Below are 18,842 nucleotides of genomic sequence, written 5' to 3'. Positions count from 1 at the left end.
CCCCTGTGTTTGTATGCGTATATTCAATAATCCTATTAAAGAATTTTCGAAAGGTGATGTTTTTCTCCGGCTAACTTGCCATGCTTTCCTCTGGATACTCTTTTACATGCTGTCCGGCCCTCCTGGCGAGAGTATCTTTTCTTGCATCTCTTAAGAACAATACTGCCGTAAAGAGTACGACAAAAATTACCATCCAAGTGAGAATGCTCAGCGGCAGTGAACGTACAACGAAATATGCGAGCAGAACACCGACACATCCAAAGATGGAATCTCCAATCGATGCAACCATGTCATAACGTGCCTGCTTGATGAATACCGGAGCATTTCCGAATGCCATCAGATAAGCACAGCTTCCCATCATAATTGGAAATGCAGCCTTTACATTCATGCCGAGAAGTGCAACTAGTGCCATGCATGGCGCATATAGTCCAACACCCAGGCTCATAAGAGCCCCGAGAATGAAGTTGCAGACAACCGCAGCAATAAGCTTGGTCCCATGCAGACTGAGCGCCGTTCCTGTAACACCGAACGGTCCGATCTGTGCCTGTTTGCAGGCCATGATCAGACCTAGTCCGATCAGTGCGATCCCCATTCCATAGCGGACAGCTGTACGGTTCCATCTAGTCACAATTTTAGCTCCGATCAGGGATCCCAGTGTTGCTGCTACCAGCATGGAAATCAATGTTACCGGGTCAATAGATACAAGTCCGAAAAACAATATCGCCTCTACCAGTACCGCCGGTGTATTACCAACATTGATTGTTCCCGGTATATTAATGTCATCACAGGATTTTCTCAGTTTAATTAATGCGGACTGCGGTGCAAATGCACCAATTCCCAGTGCATCAAAGAAATTTGGCACCAGGCCGACCATGAAACTGTTCCATTTCCAATATTTTTTCTGCTTATCCCACTCCGCTTTTCCCTCGGGTGTTTGTTTCTGCTTATGAACGCCTCTTGCAAGCAGAACGACATCAAAAATAATCCCGATGACACAGAGAATTCTCAAAATTGTTGTTGCAGTCATTTTGTCCTCCTTCGATTTGCATGATAAGCAATTTTGAACTTTCTAAATTTAATGATATCCGCGAATATTATAGTCTTACTTAATTAATTTGAGTTAATTACATACAACTCATCACATACACAAATTTCTCATTTTTTAATTAGAACGAGTTTTGTACCATGTTCTAAACCAAAGTCTACTTCATTGATTAATATTTGTCAATAGATTTAGTTGCAATTGTACCAGATGTAAAGCAAATTAATTTGAAATTCATTGCCATTCCTTCACGGAATTATGGTAGTCTGTATCTGTCTTACAGATATAAGAAAGGAAAATACAATTATGGAATCCATTGATGTATATGACAGCAGCCGTAACTTCACCGGAAAACAGATTGACCGTCAGATGGAAAAGCTGAAGCCGGACGAGTACATGCTCTATGCCCTTGCGCTCATTGAAAACACACAGGGTCAGTTCCTCCTGACCCGCCGTGCACTGACTAAGAAATGGGCAGCAGGTGCCTGGGAAATTCCGGGAGGCGGTGTCGATGCCGGAGAATCCACAGAAACTGCCATGCTCCGCGAAGCAAGAGAAGAAACCGGACTGGACCTCAGTTCCTGCACCCGGCAGCGCATTCTGACCTACCGCAACGATGAGCCGGAAAGCGGCGACAACTATTTCTGCGACATCTATCTCTGCCATGCTGATTTTCAGCCGTCCGATATAAGGATCTAGAAATCCGAAGTTCTGGATTTCCGCATGGCATCACCGGAAGACATCCAGAAGCTGCAGGAAACAGACAGCGTTCTCCACTATGAGCGGATTATGGATGCCGTAGAAGCGGCAAGAGAGCTGAAACTGTAATTCGGGAGCGATCATTCTCCCAGGCATAAATCGTGCCGGATTTTAGGCAGTACTGGACTACTGAAGAGTCCGCAATGCTAAGATGTCATGCGGGAATCCGAGAACCTGGTTTATCGCTGAAAAAGGTTTACGGATTTCCTTAAAGATAATTTTTCTGTGGATTAATAACATCTCTTCTCCGGCCATGTATATATGAAACCTGCTGAGAGCGTTCTGGCTGATACCGGGCATCTTTCAGCAGGTTTTTGTTGTAAACCGGAAACTGCAAAATAGAAACTATCGAGTAAAACGAGTCTGAAAACGGGTCGATGTAATAGCGTATTAAGAAAACGGGTCATTATAGAAATGGTCTGAATAAGGGAAACCGTACAGGAATAATCTCTACAACGGGTTTTGACCGGAACACTCTCTATAACTGGACTACTCGTGTATACAATATACTTATACATAGATTATTCCACTGATTTTAATACAAAGGACCTGAAAATGGTCGGGAACAGCGATCTGAAGGCATGCTTTCCCGACCCGACGCAGATGACGGTCGGGAAAGCATGCTCAAACCGTCGATTTCCCGACCTTTCAAAGTTGTGAACTTCGGAAAAATACCCTGAAATGACGATTTTTCCGAAGATATGGTCTTCTGGGATCACGATTGTTTTCAATCACTGCCCGTTCCCGCTCTGCCATATATACTAACCATGATTATCATGCCAGCGGTGCGTATATACTTGCATATTATTTTATTTTTATACAATTCGTGCAGGATCGTATACAATTATATTTTCTGAAGGTCGGGAAATGACATTTTTGGACCGATTTTCCCGACTTTTTATAGCAAAACTGCGTTCTGATTTCATCATAATCGAGACCTGTATCTACGAATTGACAGAATTTACAGTTATTATTGCAACCAGAGTCAACTAAGTAAAAGCCGCAGCCACGAATCACATTTTGCAATTCGCTGCTGCGGCCTCCTCTGACATATTGGGTTATTAATTCATTTACTCCAGCTCGAACGCACCGGTGTACAGCTGATAATACTGGCCTTTCTGATCCAGCAGCTGTTCATGGGTTCCGCGCTCGATAATCCGTCCATGATCCAGGACGATGATAACATTTGAGTTCTTAACTGTCGACAGGCGGTGCGCGATGACGAATACGGTGCGGCCCTTCATCAGAGCATCCATGCCCTTCTGAACGATCTGCTCAGTACGTGTATCGATGGAAGAGGTTGCCTCGTCGAGGATCATGACCGGCGGATCTGCTGCGGCGGCTCTGGCAATGGCGAGCAGCTGACACTGGCCCTGTGACAGTGTGGATCCGTCTCCGCTCAGCATGGTCTGATAGCCATCCGGAAGACGCTCGATGAAATCATCGGCGCCGGCGAGTTTTGCGGCTTCGATACACTCTTCATCGGTCGCGTCCAGTCTTCCGTAGCGGATATTATCCATGACGGTTCCGGTAAACAGAACGGTCTCCTGAAGGACAATGCCCAGTGACTTTCTCAGTGACGGCTTCTGAATGTGATGGATGTCGATTCCATCGTACAGAATCGTTCCGTCAGAAATATCATAGAAACGATTGATCAGGTTGGTAATTGTTGTTTTGCCTGCACCCGTGGCACCGACGAAAGCGACTTTCTGTCCTGGTTTTGCGTAGAGGGTCAGGTCATGCAGGATCGGTTTCCCTGCCTCGTAGGAGAAGTTCACATGCTCCAGTCTTACATCGCCTTTCATCGGGCGGTACTGAGCTCCACCGTCTCCATTGGTCTGTTTCCAGGCCCAGAAACTTTCCTGGTCGTGCGGATTGACCGTCTGGACTTCGGAAACGCTTCCGTCACCCAGCTGCTTTACCCGTACCAGTTCAACGGTCCCCTTGTCCTCTTCCGACTCCTCATCAAGGTGACGGAAAATTCTTTTTGCCCCGGCAAGGCCCATGACGACGGAGTTGATCTGCGGGGATACCTGCTGGATGTTTCCGGCAAACTGGCGGCACATGGACAGGAACGGTACGATGACCGCGATAGAAAACGGCAGTCCGGAGATGCTCACATTATGTGCGTGCCACTCCAGCATCAGACCGCCGGCAACGGCAACGATGACGTACAGAATATAGTTGACGTTGTTCAGAATCGGCATCAGGGTGTTGGAATACTTGTTTGCCTTATAGGCTGCCTCGTACAGTTCGTCATTCTGTTTATCAAAGGCCTTCTCTGCCTGCGGTTCATGGTTGAAGACCTTGATGACTTTCTCTCCACCGATCATTTCTTCAATCACACCTTCTGTATCCGCCACGGATTTCTGCTGGGCGATGAAGTATCTGGCAGACCGTCCGCCGATTTTCTTTGTGATGGTAATCGTGACCACGGATCCCGCGATGATGATCAGCGCCATCCAGATGCTGTAATAGAACATGATACACAGGATGGTCAGGATGATCACCAGAGAAGACAGAAGCTGCGGGAAGGACTGGGAAATCATCTGCCGCAGGGCTTCAACATCGTTGGTGTAATAGGACATGATGTCTCCATGTTTGTTGGTATCAAAATACCGGATCGGCAGCGTCTGCATGTGGTCGAACATCTTGTTCCTTGTTTTTGCCAGAGATCCCTGGGTAAAAATCGCAAGGAGCTGGTTGTAGGCAATTCCAGCAATCAGGGAGCAGCCATACATGACGGCCAGAATGGCGACCAGCTTCATGATCTGCGGTCTTGCCTGACTCCATGGAAGATGCTGATTCCAGCAGACCTGAAGAACCGCAACGACTTTCTGAATGAAAATCGATGGAACCGCGGAAACGATCGCATTGAAAATGATCAGGATAATCGCACAAGGAAGCAGGACCGGGTAAAATCCTCTCAGCATTTTAAACAGCCGGCGTACGACAGAGCCGTATCCGGAGTTCTGTTTTTCCTCCATCTTTTTCTTACTCATCTGCTCCCTCCTTTCTTTTCGCTTCGTCATCCGGAATGGATTCTGTTCCCTGTTTATTCTGGGAAAGATAAACTTCCCGGTAAATCTTATTGCTCTTCAGAAGCTCCTGACTCGTTCCGACCGCATTGATCCGGCCGTTGTCCATGACGACGATCCGGTCTGCGTCTTCAACGGAGGACGTTCTCTGCGCGATAATGATTTTGGTGGTATCTGGCAGATAGGTACGCATGGCCGCGCGGATCAGCGCATCCGTCTTCGTATCAACTGCTGATGTAGAATCGTCCAGGATCAGGATTTTCGGCCGCTTCAGAAGAGCACGCGCGATGCACAGACGCTGTTTCTGTCCGCCGGACACATTGCTTCCGCCCTGCTCGATCCAGGTGTTGTATCCATCCGGCATGCGGTCGATAAATTCATCTGCGCAGGACAGGTGACAGACCTCGCGGACTTCTTCATCCGTGGCACTTTCATTTCCCCAGCGGATGTTATCGGTGATTGTCCCGGCAAACAGTACGTTTTTCTGCAGAACCATCGCGACATTATCTCTGAGGGTGACCAGGTCGTAGTCCCGGACGTCTCTTCCGCCGACCCTGACCTCTCCTTCTGTCGCCTCATACAGCCTTGGAATCAGCTGGACCAGAGATGATTTGGCTGAACCGGTTCCTCCGATTACGCCAATCACTTCACCGGAGTGAATGTCCAGGCTGATATCGCTGAGTACCGGACGTTTTGCGTCTTTCTCATACTTGAAGCTGACATTGTTAAAGGAAATCGAGCCGTCTGCGACTTCCGTCAGGCCGTTTTCCGGTGATGTCAGATCACTCTCTGTCTGCAGAACTTCCGCAATTCTGGCTGCAGATTCTGCGGCAAAAGTAACCATGACAAAAATCATCGACAGCATCATCAAGGACGCAAGGATCTGAAAGTTGTAGGTTAGAAGAGACGAAAACTGTCCGATATCCAGGACTTTCCCCTGATACACAATAATTTCCCTTGAACCAAAAGAAATGAAAAACCGCATGCACAAGATCTTCTGCACATGCGGCTGCGAATGAATATGTATATGGTATAATACAATGCAGATCATCTCCGCTTTTGTATTCTCCTGGTTATTTCCAGACCTCTTCTGCAATCTCCTTTACCAGGCGCAGCTTATTCCACTGCTCCTCAGCAGTCAGCTTGTTCCCAATCTCACAGGAAGTGAATCCGCACTGCGGACTCAGGCAGAGATTCTCCAGAGGAACGAATTTCGCCGCTTCGTGGATTCTGCGGATAACGGCCTCCTTATCCTCAAGCTCTGGGCGCTTGGTTGTGATCAGTCCCAGAACGACCTTTTTTCCATCCGGAACCTGTGCCAGGCAGTCAAAACTTCCGGAACGTTCATCATCAAACTCCAGATAGAAGGCATTGACATTCTCTTTTGCGAAAACGTACGGTGCAACCGTATCATACGGACCGCTGCAGGCGTAGGTGGAATGATAATTACCGCGGCAGATATGGGTATTGTCCGTCAGATCCTGGAGCAGACCTGGCTTCTGGACGAGCGCTATAAAGGGAAAGGCAGCGGGAAGCTCCACTTCTGCGTCTCCTCACAGCATTACTCCTTTGTAGTGGAAGCCTTTGTGAAGCTTCTGAAGCAGACAGGCAGCAGCCGCTACGAATTTCATATGCGGGAAACCCAGACCTGGGAAATTATTGAAGACGTGGCGCACCTCAGGAGTGAAATTGGTGTTCTCTAGCTGAACCGCTACAACGAAACCGTCATCCGGAAAGCCCTCCGGGATAAGGATCTGGTAGTCTGTGACCGGGCTACCCTGTTTAACATGCTGATCGGACTCAACGGTTACACCATCTGCAGCGGAATCATCAGCGAGGAACTGAACGGGCCGAACATCGTGGCCCGCCCCTTGAAGGTCGATGATTACATGCAGCTGGGATACATTCTACCGAAAGAGATCCGTCCTTCCGCACTGACTTCAGAATACATCCGGATTCTGAAGCGCCTCACCGCATAAACCATCAACTTTTCATCCAAAACGCCCAGAGTATGTTATACTAATAGCGGAATTGAAACACAATTAACAATAAATAATACTTTATGGGGAGGAATTATTATGATGCAGATTGAACAGCTGAATGTAAAAGGAACTAGTGCTCAGGGAGTTATGCTGTGCGCTCCGGGCGGAGAAGGTCATCCGAATATGATCGTCGTTCAGTGCAAGGCCGGCTATCTGATGTGCGGATACCTGAACATCGACGCAGCGGAGAAATTCGGCGATGCAGCCGTTCTGGTGGGCGGAGCTGACTTCAAGGCTGTTCTGGAAAATCCGATCAAGGGCATGACGACAGCGGCAAAGGAAGCCGGCGTCAAGGAAGGCATGACCGGAGCAGAGGCTGCTGCAGTTCTGAATAAGTAAGCCTCGGAACAGAAGGTTTGCAGAATTTATTTACGGTAAATCACGTCCGCATGGACTCGAAAAAAATTAAAAACAGACGGAATTCTCAATGCACAGAATCAGCTGTACAGATCAGTTCCGTCTGTTTTTTACGTTTCTGAATTATTATCGATCGGGAATCCCTATCCGAAAAGAGGTCAACGCTCTAGTTTTGCATGCTGTCCGGGCCGCAGGCATCTCGTTAAACATGGATAAACGACCACTTGCAATGACCATTAGCGCGGGCAGAAACACCGACCGGCTTACTCCTTGTCCAGTTCTTTTTTGCCCAGCCATCCCAGGATCTGATCTGCAAATTTCTCCGCATGCTCCTGCTTCTCTTCGTCCATAAAGGGCAGCTGCAGGTTCTTATGCCGCTCGCAGAGCATGCCGCGGTAGGTCAGCCGGGAATGTTTACAGAGGCGCTTTACGCCTTCTTCAAACAGGTCTGCGCCCTTCTCCACCGGATAGCCGCAGCTGGAAATAATTGCAACGGATTTTCCCGCCCACAGTGACGGTCCGATATCGCCGTCGTAATACATGTTCAGCGCATACGCCGTCCGGTCAAGAGCCGCCTTCATCGGCGCCGTGCAGTACCAGAGATAGATCGGTGTGGACAAGAGCAGCAGATCGCTGTTCATGATGGAATCGTAGATTTTCTGCATGTCGTCCTTCTGAATGCAGCGGACCTGCGTCCAGTCCTTCTGACACCAGCGGCAGGCCAGACAGCCCTTAATATCCATGTCATAAAGCGTAAACTCATCGATTCCAACGCCTTCATTTCTCAACCTGTCCGTGACGATTTTCGTCAGCGTATTGGTATTTCCTTTCTTTCGCGGGCTGCCCTTCAGACAGCAGATTCGCTTCATCTCCACTCCTTCTTTCTGCACGTATTTTTCTGTCTGTGTTATACTTAAACTGCCTGATACAACAAACCAATCTGAGGAGCAGACATTATGACTTTCCATTTCAGACGGATATGCTGCATTGTTTTTTCTGCAATTCTAACTACCTGTTCCGTTTTTATTCCTGCCTCTTATGGGACAAAATCCAATGCGCAAGGGGATTCCCGCAGCCCCGCGGCTGCAGGACTTAATCTGGACGTTGCCAGAAGATATTACCCCGTCAGCACCATAAAATCCCTGATCCGCATGGTCAGCCGGGAAGGTGGACGTTATCTTCAGCTGCATGTATCCGATAATGAGAACTATGGAGTCGAAAGCCGGATCCTGCATCAGACTGTTTCCTGCGCAGCCTGCAAAAACGGCATTTACACCAATCCGGCATCCGGGAAGAAATTTTTAAGCAGCAGGCAGATAAAAGAGCTGGCCTCTTACGCATCAGCGTATCATGTCTCTCTAATCCCAGAAATCGATTCTTACAGGACCTCCGGGAATTATTTTTCGCAGAACAGCTCGATGGACTCTCCTGCCGCGCCTTCTACGAAGGCAATCCGGACCGGAAACGGCGGATTGCTGGCGATGACAAGGTCCTTCGGCTCCATGGTAACTGGGAATCCGGCCTTGCGTACAGCTTCCACGCAGGCATCGACCTGATCCGTTGCCAGCGCAAAATGATCCACCGGTCCGACCTTTCTTCCCGGCTCGGCATCTGCGAAAAACTCGATCAGGCCGTTTCCGGCGTCAACCATGCAGCCGCTCTCTGTTCCGCTTCCCCAGCGGCGCTTGACGGTCAGGCCCAGAACATCGGTGTAGAATGCGACAGCCTTATTCATTTCCTCTTCTCCACAGCAGCGAAGTGCAGCGTGGTGAATGCCAGTAATTAATTTTTCTTCCTTGTTCATAAGATTTTGTCCTTCCTTTCTTTCTGTTCCTCTCTTCAGCTCCGGGTATGGAATCAGCGGATCCGGCTTTTCTTCAGCCCTGACCGGATCCCCGATCATCTTCTCCATCCAGATCATGTCGTACCAGCGGCCGAACTTGCTGCCGCAGTGATGGAATGTGCCGATATTTCCAGAATGCGGGACGCATCCTGAATTTCTGCATCTCTGATTGTGATCAATTTATTCCCTCTGTATTTCTCAATCTCTGCTCCCTGAAGCAGCTTCCCCGGGCATACATTTTCTGCGTTGCCCGGGAGTTGTTCCCCGGACATTATTTATCCTGTGTCGGTTTCGATACCGCGCGGTATTTCATGCCGCTGCCGCTGGAAAAGTCATAAATGTTATTGCGGACACCCGGACCGCCGTTTGTATTTTCCTTTTCTCTTACGATTCCGTACATTGCGCCTTTCGAGGATGACCCGTAGTATTTACAGAGGCCCTCCAGCTCAAAAGACTTCTTTACTTTGGCCTTTGCATTCGGATCTCTCAAAGCCGTGCATTCCTGCACCGGATTGAAGATGATGCTGTCCGGTCCGATGGCCACGCCTGCCGTCGACATAATAACGCTGGCGTTGATAGCTGTGGAATGCCCGCTGTTGTCATCATCCAGCCTCTTGATGCAGAGTCCGGAATACAGTGTTCCGTTTTCATAATAAGCACCGGACTGGTAAATCGAAAGATACTTCTCGTTTCCTACCAGATCGCTGAGATACTGACTCGGCTTGTCTACGCGGAAACTGAGCGTAAAGCTGTTCGTGTCATCAAAAAACGTCTTCCCGTTGTACGGCACCATTTCTGAAGTACCGTCCGCGTTATCCTGTTCCTTGCAGACATAATAGGTGAAATCTCCCAAGTCGATGGCATCTCCGTCCGGCTGTTTCTGGATTGTGTCGCTCTTATCCGCGGTTTTGCAGATCAGGAAGGTTTTGCTGGATTTATCATAGGTAATGCTGCTGATCCGCATCTTATCCGGTGTATTCATGTCAATTTCCTTAGGAATTGCGCCGTAGAACACTTGCTTTGCATTCACTTTCCAGATCCGTTTGGATACGTCCGCGATATACAGATTCTTTCCATCCGTTGTCAGGTCATTCGGATGGCGGAATCTGAGATTGGAAAACGCGGGAACTTTTTTTGTGTCATCCAGAAGAGTAAGCTTTCCATCGATCCACTTCCAGCGCGTCAGGCGGAGCTTCCGGACATCGTATGTCCCGCTGGCCAGTGAATGATCAATGCTGGAAAATTGCGCGTACATGGATTTTCCGATGCAGACAAACCCGTCGGAATCACCCGTGTAATATTTACCATTGTAATCCTTCAGTCCGTTTCCCGTACTCTTCTTTACAGCCTTATTCGTCTTTCCGGTTTGTTTTCTTGCCTTTTTCTTTGCCGGTTTCTTATTTTTCGTCTTTTTTGAGGTCTTCTTTGTCGATTTCTTACTCGTTTTCTTTGTCGTTTTCGTAGTTTTGAACACGCTTCTGCTGATTTTCACCGCCGCACCGGTACTTTTTGCCGCTGTATCTGCCGCATAGGCCGGGGCCGACATAAACAGCGCCGACGACAGGGTCAGCAGAATCGCCACTGCGCGTGCGCCTCTATGCTGATTCATCATGTTCTCATCTCCTCCATGCCTTCATTATACACAACCGGGGGACAAAGGCAAAACGGCAAGAGGCCGAAACATGGGAAATTTCCCATGCCGCGGCCCCTGAAAATTTACTTCTCTGTGATTTCTGCTTTAAAAACCATAATTGTGTCGGCATCGGAACAGCAGAATTCCGCTGTTCCCTCTGGCTGACCCGGGATGTTTCCGCCATAGCGGAGAATATCGATGTAGGGGAATGCGCAGTGCATCGCCATCGGGCAGATCTTTCCGCGGTCTTCATCAAAATCGAACACTTCTCCGACGTGGTGACCGCGGTGGCAGCCCAGCTTTCCCCTGCGGTCGGTAACGGTAATTTTAATTTTCGGTCGTCTGGGCATTATGGTCTCCTTTCTCCTGCTCCCGCTCTTCATCCATATGGCGGTAAGAATCTCTTGCCGCAGCGTAATAGTTCGGGTAAGTTGTGCGCAGATAGCGCGCGTTGCTTACCCAGTTCACCATAAGACTCTGGAGAACCTGGGAAAAATCATCTTCCAGATGGCCTCTGGCTTCAGCCGGAATATCTTTCCACTCACCCCGGAGTCTGAATTCATCGATCAGATGGAAAATTCCCCAGAGCAGGTCGGTAAACTGCTCGTGTTCCATCAGCATCGGATTGGATGCCAGAACCAGAAGCGGGGTCTGGTGGCTCAGGATCAGCTCCCTGCACTGATTATAGGCATCTTCCGTAATATTCACGGAAAAATCGATCTGTTTTATGTGTTCCTGCAGACGTCTGACATCGGCGTCACACTCCATTGTTGTGCTGGTAAACTCCGTCAGACTGCAGCCCTTCGACATGGACTGCAGCAGGATCAGCATCAGCTTTTCTCCCATTTCCGTAAAAAACGAACTGGTCAGCATTCTGGTTTTCGCGATCTGCTGGCGATGCTCATTCCGGTTCATGACCTCTCCGACCATGAGCGTTGCAACGGCGATGGTAATCGGCATAAACGCGAGATCCTGCATCAGATAGAAAAATGTCGTGTGCGGATCATGGAAAACCAGAATCTGAAGAGCATAGACGCAGGCTCCCGCAGCAAGCAGGATCACCATAGTCTGGTTAAGGGACGGTTTTTTCATGAATCATTTCCTTCCTATTTCAGGACCAGTTCCTGGAACTGTCCATTTGCAATTGTAACGCCGATATTCTTAATGCAGACCTGGCCGGCAAACTTTACCTTTCCACGCATTTTCAACATCGCTTCCAGAAAGTCCACGGAACCGCCGAAATCATGCACGCGGGTCTCCGCAAATCCGGTATCCAGCAGGGCAAGAGCCAGCTTTGGGCAGACTTGTACGATCAGGGAATCGTCGATGTGTTCTTCCAGTCTCTTCATAAATGGATAGAGGATATCCTCCGCGGACTGCGCCGTCATGCGCGGTCCCAGAATGTCCACCGCTCCTGCCGAATCGGAAAGTGTAATGATTTCCACTCCGTATTTTTTCGCTTCTTCTACATATTTAATCAGCTGATCTTCAAGTTTCGTCATGGCTTTAACCAGATCCTCTTTCTGCTTGCGGGCAGCTCTGAACACCTTGCCTGCATCCATCATGGAAGTCAGCTGCGTCCATGGACCGGTAATTTCCAGACATACATGCTCACCCTCATCTGTAAGAATTCTGCAGGCCTCCAGCACTTCATGAATTCTACCCTTTGAGAAATCGATATCCGGCAGCCTCATGACATCATCAATGGAATCACAGATCGGCTCCGCCGCGCGCGGCCCCGTTACCGCATTTCCGTAATTAATGGCTGCGCCCATTGCCTCAATTTCCACCGTCCGGCAGAACGGCAAAAGACAGAATCCCGCATGATCGTGTTCTTTGACTGCTTTCGCCAAGACCGCCATCGTCTCCCGATGCTTGTAGGCATCCGGAAAATCCAGATCCAGACCGTCCGTTACTTCCGGACTGATTCCTACGGAATTGGAATAATTGCATTTATAGTTCCTGATTTTCTGCATGCTGTTCTCTCCTTCTTTTCATGATTCTAATCATCACATATATTCACTGACTGCTGCTGCGCCGGATTATCCATACCGGCCGGTTCTGGTTCAGAAGTTGTTTCTGCTGTTATGGGTATATTTTAACACGCATCACCAGCCTTTTTAATCGTAATTATTAGCTGCGTTCCCGTCAATTGTATTCATAGTAAACCACTGCCGTTTTTATCAAATAGATATTCATACTATATATATTATGTTTATTCATTGTACTTGACCCCGTATTTTTCTGGTCCGTCATAATCTTGATTATTTTACTTTTTGCCGAACTTCCGTAAATTTCATCACATACTTACCACAAAACGCCGAACTCTGACTTGAGTGGGCGCAGAAATCAGCACAAAAGTGGGTAATTATTTACTCCCTTCGCAGATTACATCTGTTTGTCCGAGCTGTCACTGCAGACTGGCTTTCCAGGGCGCCCCCGGCTGCTCCCGCTTGCTGTGCATGGCGGCATCTGCTAGAATACTTTCAGATTATCATTTTCAGGAGGTTTTTATGATCCGCTATATTTTCGCCGTTTTCGCCGGCGGCTGCAGTTACGGCATGCTGTCCACATTCATCAAAACCGCGTACAGCCGCGGCTTTTCCCAGTCGGCTGTCATCAGCAGCCAGTACCTTATCGGGATCATCTGCATGTGGCTGGCTTTTCTTTTTACGGACAAAGTGAGAATCAGCAAGAGGCAGGCCCTGCAGCTCCTGCTCTGCGGAATTCCTACCTCCCTGACTTCGATCTTTTATTATAAATGTCTGGAAACCGTCCCGGCATCCCTTGCTGTTGTTCTGCTGTTTCAGTTCATCTGGATTGACACCCTGTTTGAAACCATTCTATACCGGAAACTGCCGTCAAAAAGAAAACTCGCAGCTGTAGCAATCCTGATCGCAGGATCACTGCTTGCTGCGGGTGTAATCAATTCTGGCGAAACGATTCAGCTGGGAGCCGGCATTATCTGGGGCCTGCTCTCCGCCGTTTCTTATGCTGCAATGATCCTGTTCAGCGGGACTGTGGGTGTCGGCATCCCGCCGGTTGAAAAAAGCACCATCATGACCACCGGCGGATTTATACTGATCATGATCTGCTATCCGCCGGAATTTCTTGCAGCACCCATGCACTATCTTCCGATGCTGCCGCTTACGATCATCCTCGGCATTCTCGGAATCGCCCTCCCGCCCTTTCTCTACGCGGTCGGAATGCCTCACACCGGCCCGGCACTGGGCAGCATTCTGTCATCCTCAGAACTTCCGGTTTCCATGCTCATGGCATTTTTTATTCTCCATGAATCCGTTGCCCCGCTTCAGTGGGCCGGCATGGCACTGATTCTGATCGGAATTATTCTGCCGAATACGCAGGCGGTGAAAGAAGCGCTGCGGCGGAAATGATAAAAAGTTCAGCCATTCCGGCACTGAAGCGCCGGGCGGATGCCCGGGAATCTTGTCGTCGTCTGACGTAAAGACGATAAAAACTGACCTGTCACACCTCCTGATGTGACAGGTCAGTTACCCGGCAGTATGGTTTCCGTCCGCTGGGTCAGATCAAATATGACCAAATCCGAAATCATCCATCATCTTTATCATTAATGTAAATAAAACTCTTTTGTACATTCTACACAGCTTTTTCTTTCCGGATCACATCGACAGTTGAATCATACACATCCTCGATCGTATGCCGGCTGAGTTCCGTCTCAAATTTCTCCTGAATTTCTTCCAGTGTCTGATTCAGGCTCTGATGAATATTCCGGCCAACCGGACACAGCGGATTTGGATTTTCATGAAAGTGGAACAGTTCTTTCTGGCTGCCGGTTTCCACTGCGCGGTAAATGTCCAGGAATGTGATCTGATCCAGCGGACGGGTAATTTTGGCGCCGCTCTTTCCCTGACGGCTTTCGATGATCCCCGCCTCTCTGAGATTAGACATGAGATTCCGGATAATTACCGGGTTGCTGCCCACACTCGCGGCAAGAAATTTACTGGTTATCTCGTAATCATCCGAAAAATAGGTTATTGCGGTCAGAATGTGAATTGCGATTGTGAATTTGGTTGATATCTGCATAAACCCTCCATTTCTCCTGCAGATGGAATATCTTTAATTATCCAAGCAGATGCTCATAGATTTCCCGGTCACTGTCCTTAAAGACATTGAAGATCACTTTCTGAAGCGGCGCATCCGGGTGGTCATCCAGCCATTTCCGTACCGTCGTTACCGCAATCTCTGCGGCCTCCTTCTTCGGAAACATAAACACACCGGTAGAAATGCAGCAGAAGGCCGCGTTTCTGCAGCTGTGAGCGGATGCTGCTTCAAGGCATGACCGGTAGCAGGATGCCAGCTGACTTCTGTGTCTTGCTGTAAGCGGTCCCTGCACGATCGGTCCGACCGTATGCAGAACATATTTTGCCGGGAGGTTATATCCGGAAGTGACCTTGCACTCTCCGGTTCTCTCATCGTGTCCCTGCCTGCGCATCATATTATAACAGGCCAGACGCATCTGTACACCCGCCATTGTATGTTCGATGTTATCGATGCAGTTGTGGTTCGGCTGAAAACATCCCAGCAGTTTGCTGTTGCAGGCATTGGTAATGGCGTCTGCCGCCAGGCGGGTGATGTCCCCCTGCCAGATATAAAGCCGGGGATCAAGGGATGACGGGGTCAGCCCCTCCGGATCCACCTGGCCTTTTTCTTTTGTCCGCTGCTGAAGATAGGCGTTCTGCACCTTCAGAAATTCATCAGACGCCGGGCCTGGCATGCGGACGTTCATCAGCCCGCGGAGAAGCCAGCGCTGCCCCTGTTCATCTTCTGGAATTTCAACCTCTGCATATTCCGGCATCTCCTGCTGAAGCGCACGGATCAGCCAGATTCTTCTTTCTGTCTGTGTCATGTCCCTCTCCTTTCCTATCCTATGCCAGCAGGTCGCGGAGCACCCGGGCGATGTCTGCGTCCAGGCAGACGCTGCGGTTTGAGATCGCCTCACTGCAGGCGGCCTCTCCGTAATTCACGCAGGCATAGAACGCATTCTTGTTCTTCATCGTATACTGCCAGAACGGGAACTTGATAATCACCGGCGTGTTCATGCCAACCCCGAGTTCGAGATAAAGCACATGCAGGTTCCTGTGTCTTCTGAGGAAATCCTCATAGCGGTCTGCCGCACGGTGCCATCCCTCATCCTCAACAAAAGCGGAGTCGACACGCAGGTTCGTGGTCAGCGGACTTCCGTCTTCCGGGCTTCTTGGAATCAGTTCCGTCGGAATTTCCATCTTCAGCGGCTGGTCCTCCGGCAGCTGGAAGAATCCGTCACTTCCGTGGACGAATCCCTGTGCTTCCATGGTCTTCTCCACCCATTCCTGATTATCATAGGTCTTTCCGTTTCTTCCGTCCTCCGTCTGGAAGAGGCCGTAATCGCCCTGCGTGTAGAACAGACGCTTCTTATCGAATCCGGCTTTCTGGAAGCAGTGGTCGACATTGGTGGTCAGGACAAAATAATCCTTATCAAGAACGAGCCTGTGCAGGTTGTCGTACACGTCGGATGGGATCTTCACATAACGGTTGAAGTAAATCGCCCGGCTCCACCAGGCCCAGAAAATCTCCGGCCGCTCGAATGGATAGAATCCTCCGGAATACATATCCCGGATTCCATACCGCTCATGGAAATCCCGGAAATATTTCATAAACCGCTCTCCTCCGTAAGTAAACCCTGCCGACGTGGAAAGGCCCGCTCCCGCACCGATTACCACAGCATCTGCCTTTTCCAGCTGCTCCTTCAAGAGCGCAATCTGCTGCTCGTACGAGCGCTTATCTGTTGTTACTGTTCTTCCCCCTGTAAAAAGCTCTTCAAACATCACCGCACTTCCTTTCTGATTTTGGTGCTGGTCCGGATTCCGCGCAATCGGGCGCCATTCCAGACAGGCCGCAGCCTTCAGCCTTTTCCACCGCTTTTTCCTGCTGGTTATTCTCCATCAGGATTTATTGCTTTATATATCTTATGATTGTAATATATATTATTACATAATGCTTGTCAAGCGGTTTGTTACAAGTTTTTGGAGACTTCGCTATCATGATTCCACGTGCCGACGTGAATCTTGTTGTCGTCTGACGAATAGGAATAGACGACAAGAAAAAAGCCGGGAAAAGGCTCTTATAAGCAGATTTCCCGACTTTTTTCCATATATTTATTCATGCTGTTGCATGAATACCGGCTTCCAGACTCTTCCGTTTTATTTTCCACTTTACTCTTCATCAAAGTGTTTTTTGGCGAAGCCCATTCTCTGAACGAGTTCCATCGTGCCCAGGTAGTTTCCTTCTTTATCGCGGACGGCCATGTAGCGGATCAGCACAGGCTCGCCTGCGCGGCTGTTCCAGACTTCTACGGAATCTTCTTTTCCATCGCGGAATTCCTGCAGGATCATTCTGACCATCGGCTCGATTTTTGGCGGATGGCAGGAGAAAACTTCACGGTCCAGGGCCATCAGCGGACGCTTGAACAGCTTTGGCTCGCCGTTATCGTTGAAGTAGCGGTTGATGTTCTGATCATCGATAAAGGTAATTTCCATCGGGATCGTATTCAGCATGGCTTCAAGCTGATCCCTGTTCATGTGACCGGAACCGAAAACGATTTCCTGATCTGAGCCTTTCGCCTCTGCACCCTTAGCCGCAGCCAGCTCCTCGCCTGTCTTCTGACCGTTATAGGATGCGGCGGTCAGCACCTTATCTTCGCTGACAGCCTCTTGCCAGACCGGTGCTTCATTGATCAGGCAGAGCTCGTAGTCCTGGTGGTCTCTTGCGATCTGCTTCCACTCTTCCTCAGAGAATAACTTGGCGCAGAGCGGGAACAGAATGTTTTCTTCTTTATAGACCATCTCTTCTGCGCGGGTCAGAACAGCATCCATGCGGGAATTCCAGGCCTTGTCGCGGATCATGGAAGAATCGCGCTGAAGGTCTTCTGCCAGGACTTTCAGATCGTCACGGATTTCATCGTCCACACTCCACATGACATCGGACGGGCCGGAGAATTCATATTTATTCTTCAGAAGCGGATACAGAAGATCGCCCTTCTTCGCGTAATGCAGCGCAATCTGGCGGGTGCGGTCAAGCTGAGCCGGCACGTCCTCGCCGGATTTCATCGCGGCACGCAGATTTTTCAGCTGACTGCTGATGGCGTCGTTTTCCAGTCTCAGAATCTGCAGCGGATGGCCTTCCGTCTCGCAGAGCTTGTGGTATTTCTCATCGGCGCCGTCCTGACGGTGCAGCGGCGCCGGTTTTTTATTCTGGCCCTGAAGGGACGCCTGCACGGCTTTCTCCGCATTGGCAATCTGCTCCGTTCTGGTTGCGCCGTGGAAGAGCGCGGAATGCACGTCGCACAGTCTCTGGACATCCGTGACCGGAACACCGGAGGAAATCAGTGTCTGCTCAGCCTTTGCGATTTCAGCCGCATCGACGTCCTTAAAGTTCTTTACGAAATCTTCCCTTACCTTCTCCAGGTCTTCGCCCTCGCTGAGTCTTTTTACGTAACCGGCCAGCTTTGCTTCCCGCTCTGTAACCGTTCCGCTGCTTTTCTGAGCGGGAGCCTGTGAAATATCGTCACTGTCCTGATGAGGATAGGGTCTGAAGCCCTCCGGAAGGCCCACCAGAGTAAATCCCGCTTTCTGCAGAACCGAAACAACATAATGAAAATCAATATCCTTGATCTCTGCTCCCTTCGGAATCGTCATCATCCGGCCCACCGTATTCAGCGCCGCCTTCTTCGTGATCTCCGTGAAGCCGAGGGCCGCCATAAGTTCAGCCAGCTCCGGATATTCCGTTACCAGTTCATAAACACTTTTCTTTAAATCTAAAATTCTGCTCATCGTACTCTTCCTTTCTTGCGGTTTCTATTTTGTCTGCCGGCGGATCCTCCGCCCTGCGTCTTTTCATCTCTTACGGTAATTACTATACCCAATAAGAAAGAAAGATTCCGTGGTAATGACCACGGAATCCTGAACATCTCAAGAAACTTTTATTTTCAACTGGCAGGAACGCACCATGCTGATGGTCAGTTCATACTGCTGATAAACCCTCATTCTGCAGCTTATTACTGATTTCACGAAAGTGATCCATCCGGCGTTTTTCGGCAGGCGTTAATTCC

The 18,842-nt window shown here is 49.4% G+C and carries 16 protein-coding genes and 3 pseudogenes; 5 read left to right on the top strand and 14 right to left on the bottom strand.

What is annotated here, in order from left to right:
- Window positions 1-70: 70 nt before the first annotated feature.
- The gene (locus tag ACI77B_RS08805; RefSeq protein WP_409336468.1) at window positions 71-1,027 is read right to left on the bottom strand and encodes a TSUP family transporter; all 957 of its coding nucleotides are present in this window, start codon (window positions 1,025-1,027) and stop codon (window positions 71-73) included.
- 321 nt (window positions 1,028-1,348) lie between these two features.
- On the opposite strand from ACI77B_RS08805, the gene ACI77B_RS08800 reads away from it, so the two are divergent.
- The gene (locus tag ACI77B_RS08800) at window positions 1,349-1,741 is read left to right on the top strand and encodes an NUDIX domain-containing protein (RefSeq protein WP_409336467.1); all 393 of its coding nucleotides are present in this window, start codon (window positions 1,349-1,351) and stop codon (window positions 1,739-1,741) included.
- A 1,130-nt stretch (window positions 1,742-2,871) separates the two neighbouring features.
- On the opposite strand, the gene ACI77B_RS08795 is transcribed toward ACI77B_RS08800, so the two are convergent.
- The 3 genes and pseudogenes from ACI77B_RS08795 to ACI77B_RS08785 form a co-directional block, all read right to left on the bottom strand.
- Window positions 2,872-4,788 (bottom strand): ABC transporter ATP-binding protein, encoded by a 1,917-nt coding sequence (locus ACI77B_RS08795; protein WP_409337720.1) that lies wholly within the window; start codon window positions 4,786-4,788, stop codon window positions 2,872-2,874.
- 7 nt (window positions 4,789-4,795) lie between these two features.
- Window positions 4,796-5,824 (bottom strand): annotated as a pseudogene (locus ACI77B_RS08790) (ABC transporter ATP-binding protein); the annotation flags it as partial.
- A gap of 88 nt (window positions 5,825-5,912) precedes the next feature.
- Window positions 5,913-6,329, bottom strand: a pseudogene (locus ACI77B_RS08785) (5-methyltetrahydropteroyltriglutamate--homocysteine methyltransferase); the annotation flags it as partial.
- A 297-nt stretch (window positions 6,330-6,626) separates the two neighbouring features.
- On the opposite strand from ACI77B_RS08785, the gene ACI77B_RS08780 reads away from it, so the two are divergent.
- Both ACI77B_RS08780 and ACI77B_RS08775 read left to right on the top strand, forming a co-directional pair.
- On the top strand, window positions 6,627-6,818 hold the full coding sequence (locus ACI77B_RS08780; RefSeq protein WP_409336466.1) for a hypothetical protein: 192 nt from the start codon (window positions 6,627-6,629) through the stop codon (window positions 6,816-6,818).
- Window positions 6,819-6,917: 99 nt separating this feature from the next.
- A complete protein-coding gene (locus ACI77B_RS08775) occupies window positions 6,918-7,220 on the top strand; it encodes a DUF1805 domain-containing protein (protein WP_409336465.1) in 303 nt (100 codons plus the stop codon).
- A gap of 281 nt (window positions 7,221-7,501) precedes the next feature.
- On the opposite strand, the gene ACI77B_RS08770 is transcribed toward ACI77B_RS08775, so the two are convergent.
- Complete coding sequence (locus tag ACI77B_RS08770) at window positions 7,502-8,107, bottom strand: flavodoxin family protein (RefSeq protein WP_409336464.1); 606 nt, start codon at window positions 8,105-8,107, stop codon at window positions 7,502-7,504.
- Window positions 8,108-8,194: 87 nt separating this feature from the next.
- Between ACI77B_RS08770 and ACI77B_RS08765 the strand changes: the two are divergent.
- Window positions 8,195-8,602 (top strand): annotated as a pseudogene (locus ACI77B_RS08765) (family 20 glycosylhydrolase); the annotation flags it as partial.
- Between the two features lie 32 nt (window positions 8,603-8,634).
- Here the strand turns inward: ACI77B_RS08765 and ACI77B_RS08760 are convergent.
- The 5 genes from ACI77B_RS08760 to ACI77B_RS08740 all read right to left on the bottom strand — a co-directional run bounded on the left by ACI77B_RS08760 (window position 8,635) and on the right by ACI77B_RS08740 (window position 12,690).
- Window positions 8,635-9,159, bottom strand: a complete 525-nt coding sequence (locus ACI77B_RS08760; RefSeq protein ID WP_409336463.1) for a VOC family protein — start codon at window positions 9,157-9,159, stop codon at window positions 8,635-8,637.
- Window positions 9,160-9,352: 193 nt separating this feature from the next.
- Complete coding sequence (locus ACI77B_RS08755; RefSeq protein ID WP_409336462.1) at window positions 9,353-10,693, bottom strand: hypothetical protein; 1,341 nt, start codon at window positions 10,691-10,693, stop codon at window positions 9,353-9,355.
- A 104-nt stretch (window positions 10,694-10,797) separates the two neighbouring features.
- The gene (locus ACI77B_RS08750) at window positions 10,798-11,064 is read right to left on the bottom strand and encodes a TIGR04076 family protein (RefSeq protein WP_409336461.1); all 267 of its coding nucleotides are present in this window, start codon (window positions 11,062-11,064) and stop codon (window positions 10,798-10,800) included.
- Window positions 11,042-11,806, bottom strand: a complete 765-nt coding sequence (locus tag ACI77B_RS08745; RefSeq protein WP_409336460.1) for a hypothetical protein — start codon at window positions 11,804-11,806, stop codon at window positions 11,042-11,044. The genes ACI77B_RS08750 and ACI77B_RS08745 overlap by 23 nt, the downstream gene beginning before the upstream one ends.
- 14 nt (window positions 11,807-11,820) lie before the next feature.
- On the bottom strand, window positions 11,821-12,690 hold the full coding sequence (locus ACI77B_RS08740; RefSeq protein WP_409336459.1) for a uroporphyrinogen decarboxylase family protein: 870 nt from the start codon (window positions 12,688-12,690) through the stop codon (window positions 11,821-11,823).
- 537 nt (window positions 12,691-13,227) lie between these two features.
- On the opposite strand from ACI77B_RS08740, the gene ACI77B_RS08735 reads away from it, so the two are divergent.
- Complete coding sequence (locus ACI77B_RS08735) at window positions 13,228-14,109, top strand: EamA family transporter (RefSeq protein WP_409336458.1); 882 nt, start codon at window positions 13,228-13,230, stop codon at window positions 14,107-14,109.
- A gap of 223 nt (window positions 14,110-14,332) precedes the next feature.
- Here ACI77B_RS08735 and ACI77B_RS08730 read toward each other — a convergent pair whose 3' ends face one another.
- The 4 genes from ACI77B_RS08730 to ACI77B_RS08715 all read right to left on the bottom strand — a co-directional run bounded on the left by ACI77B_RS08730 (window position 14,333) and on the right by ACI77B_RS08715 (window position 18,564).
- The gene (locus ACI77B_RS08730) at window positions 14,333-14,779 is read right to left on the bottom strand and encodes an Rrf2 family transcriptional regulator (protein ID WP_409336457.1); all 447 of its coding nucleotides are present in this window, start codon (window positions 14,777-14,779) and stop codon (window positions 14,333-14,335) included.
- A gap of 37 nt (window positions 14,780-14,816) precedes the next feature.
- Complete coding sequence (locus tag ACI77B_RS08725) at window positions 14,817-15,602, bottom strand: protein-ADP-ribose hydrolase (RefSeq protein ID WP_409336456.1); 786 nt, start codon at window positions 15,600-15,602, stop codon at window positions 14,817-14,819.
- Between the two features lie 19 nt (window positions 15,603-15,621).
- On the bottom strand, window positions 15,622-16,560 hold the full coding sequence (locus ACI77B_RS08720) for an SIR2 family NAD-dependent protein deacylase (RefSeq protein WP_409336455.1): 939 nt from the start codon (window positions 16,558-16,560) through the stop codon (window positions 15,622-15,624).
- Window positions 16,561-16,947: 387 nt separating this feature from the next.
- A complete protein-coding gene (locus ACI77B_RS08715) occupies window positions 16,948-18,564 on the bottom strand; it encodes a DUF438 domain-containing protein (RefSeq protein WP_409336454.1) in 1,617 nt (538 codons plus the stop codon).
- Window positions 18,565-18,842: the final 278 nt, after the last annotated feature.

The organism is Eubacterium sp. F2 (genome assembly GCF_046244355.1).
In the GTDB taxonomy this organism is placed as follows: Bacteria; Bacillota; Clostridia; order Peptostreptococcales; family Anaerovoracaceae; genus Aminicella.
The sequence above is the reverse complement of the archived record's forward strand: the minus strand, read 5'-3'. Positions and strand labels throughout refer to the sequence as shown.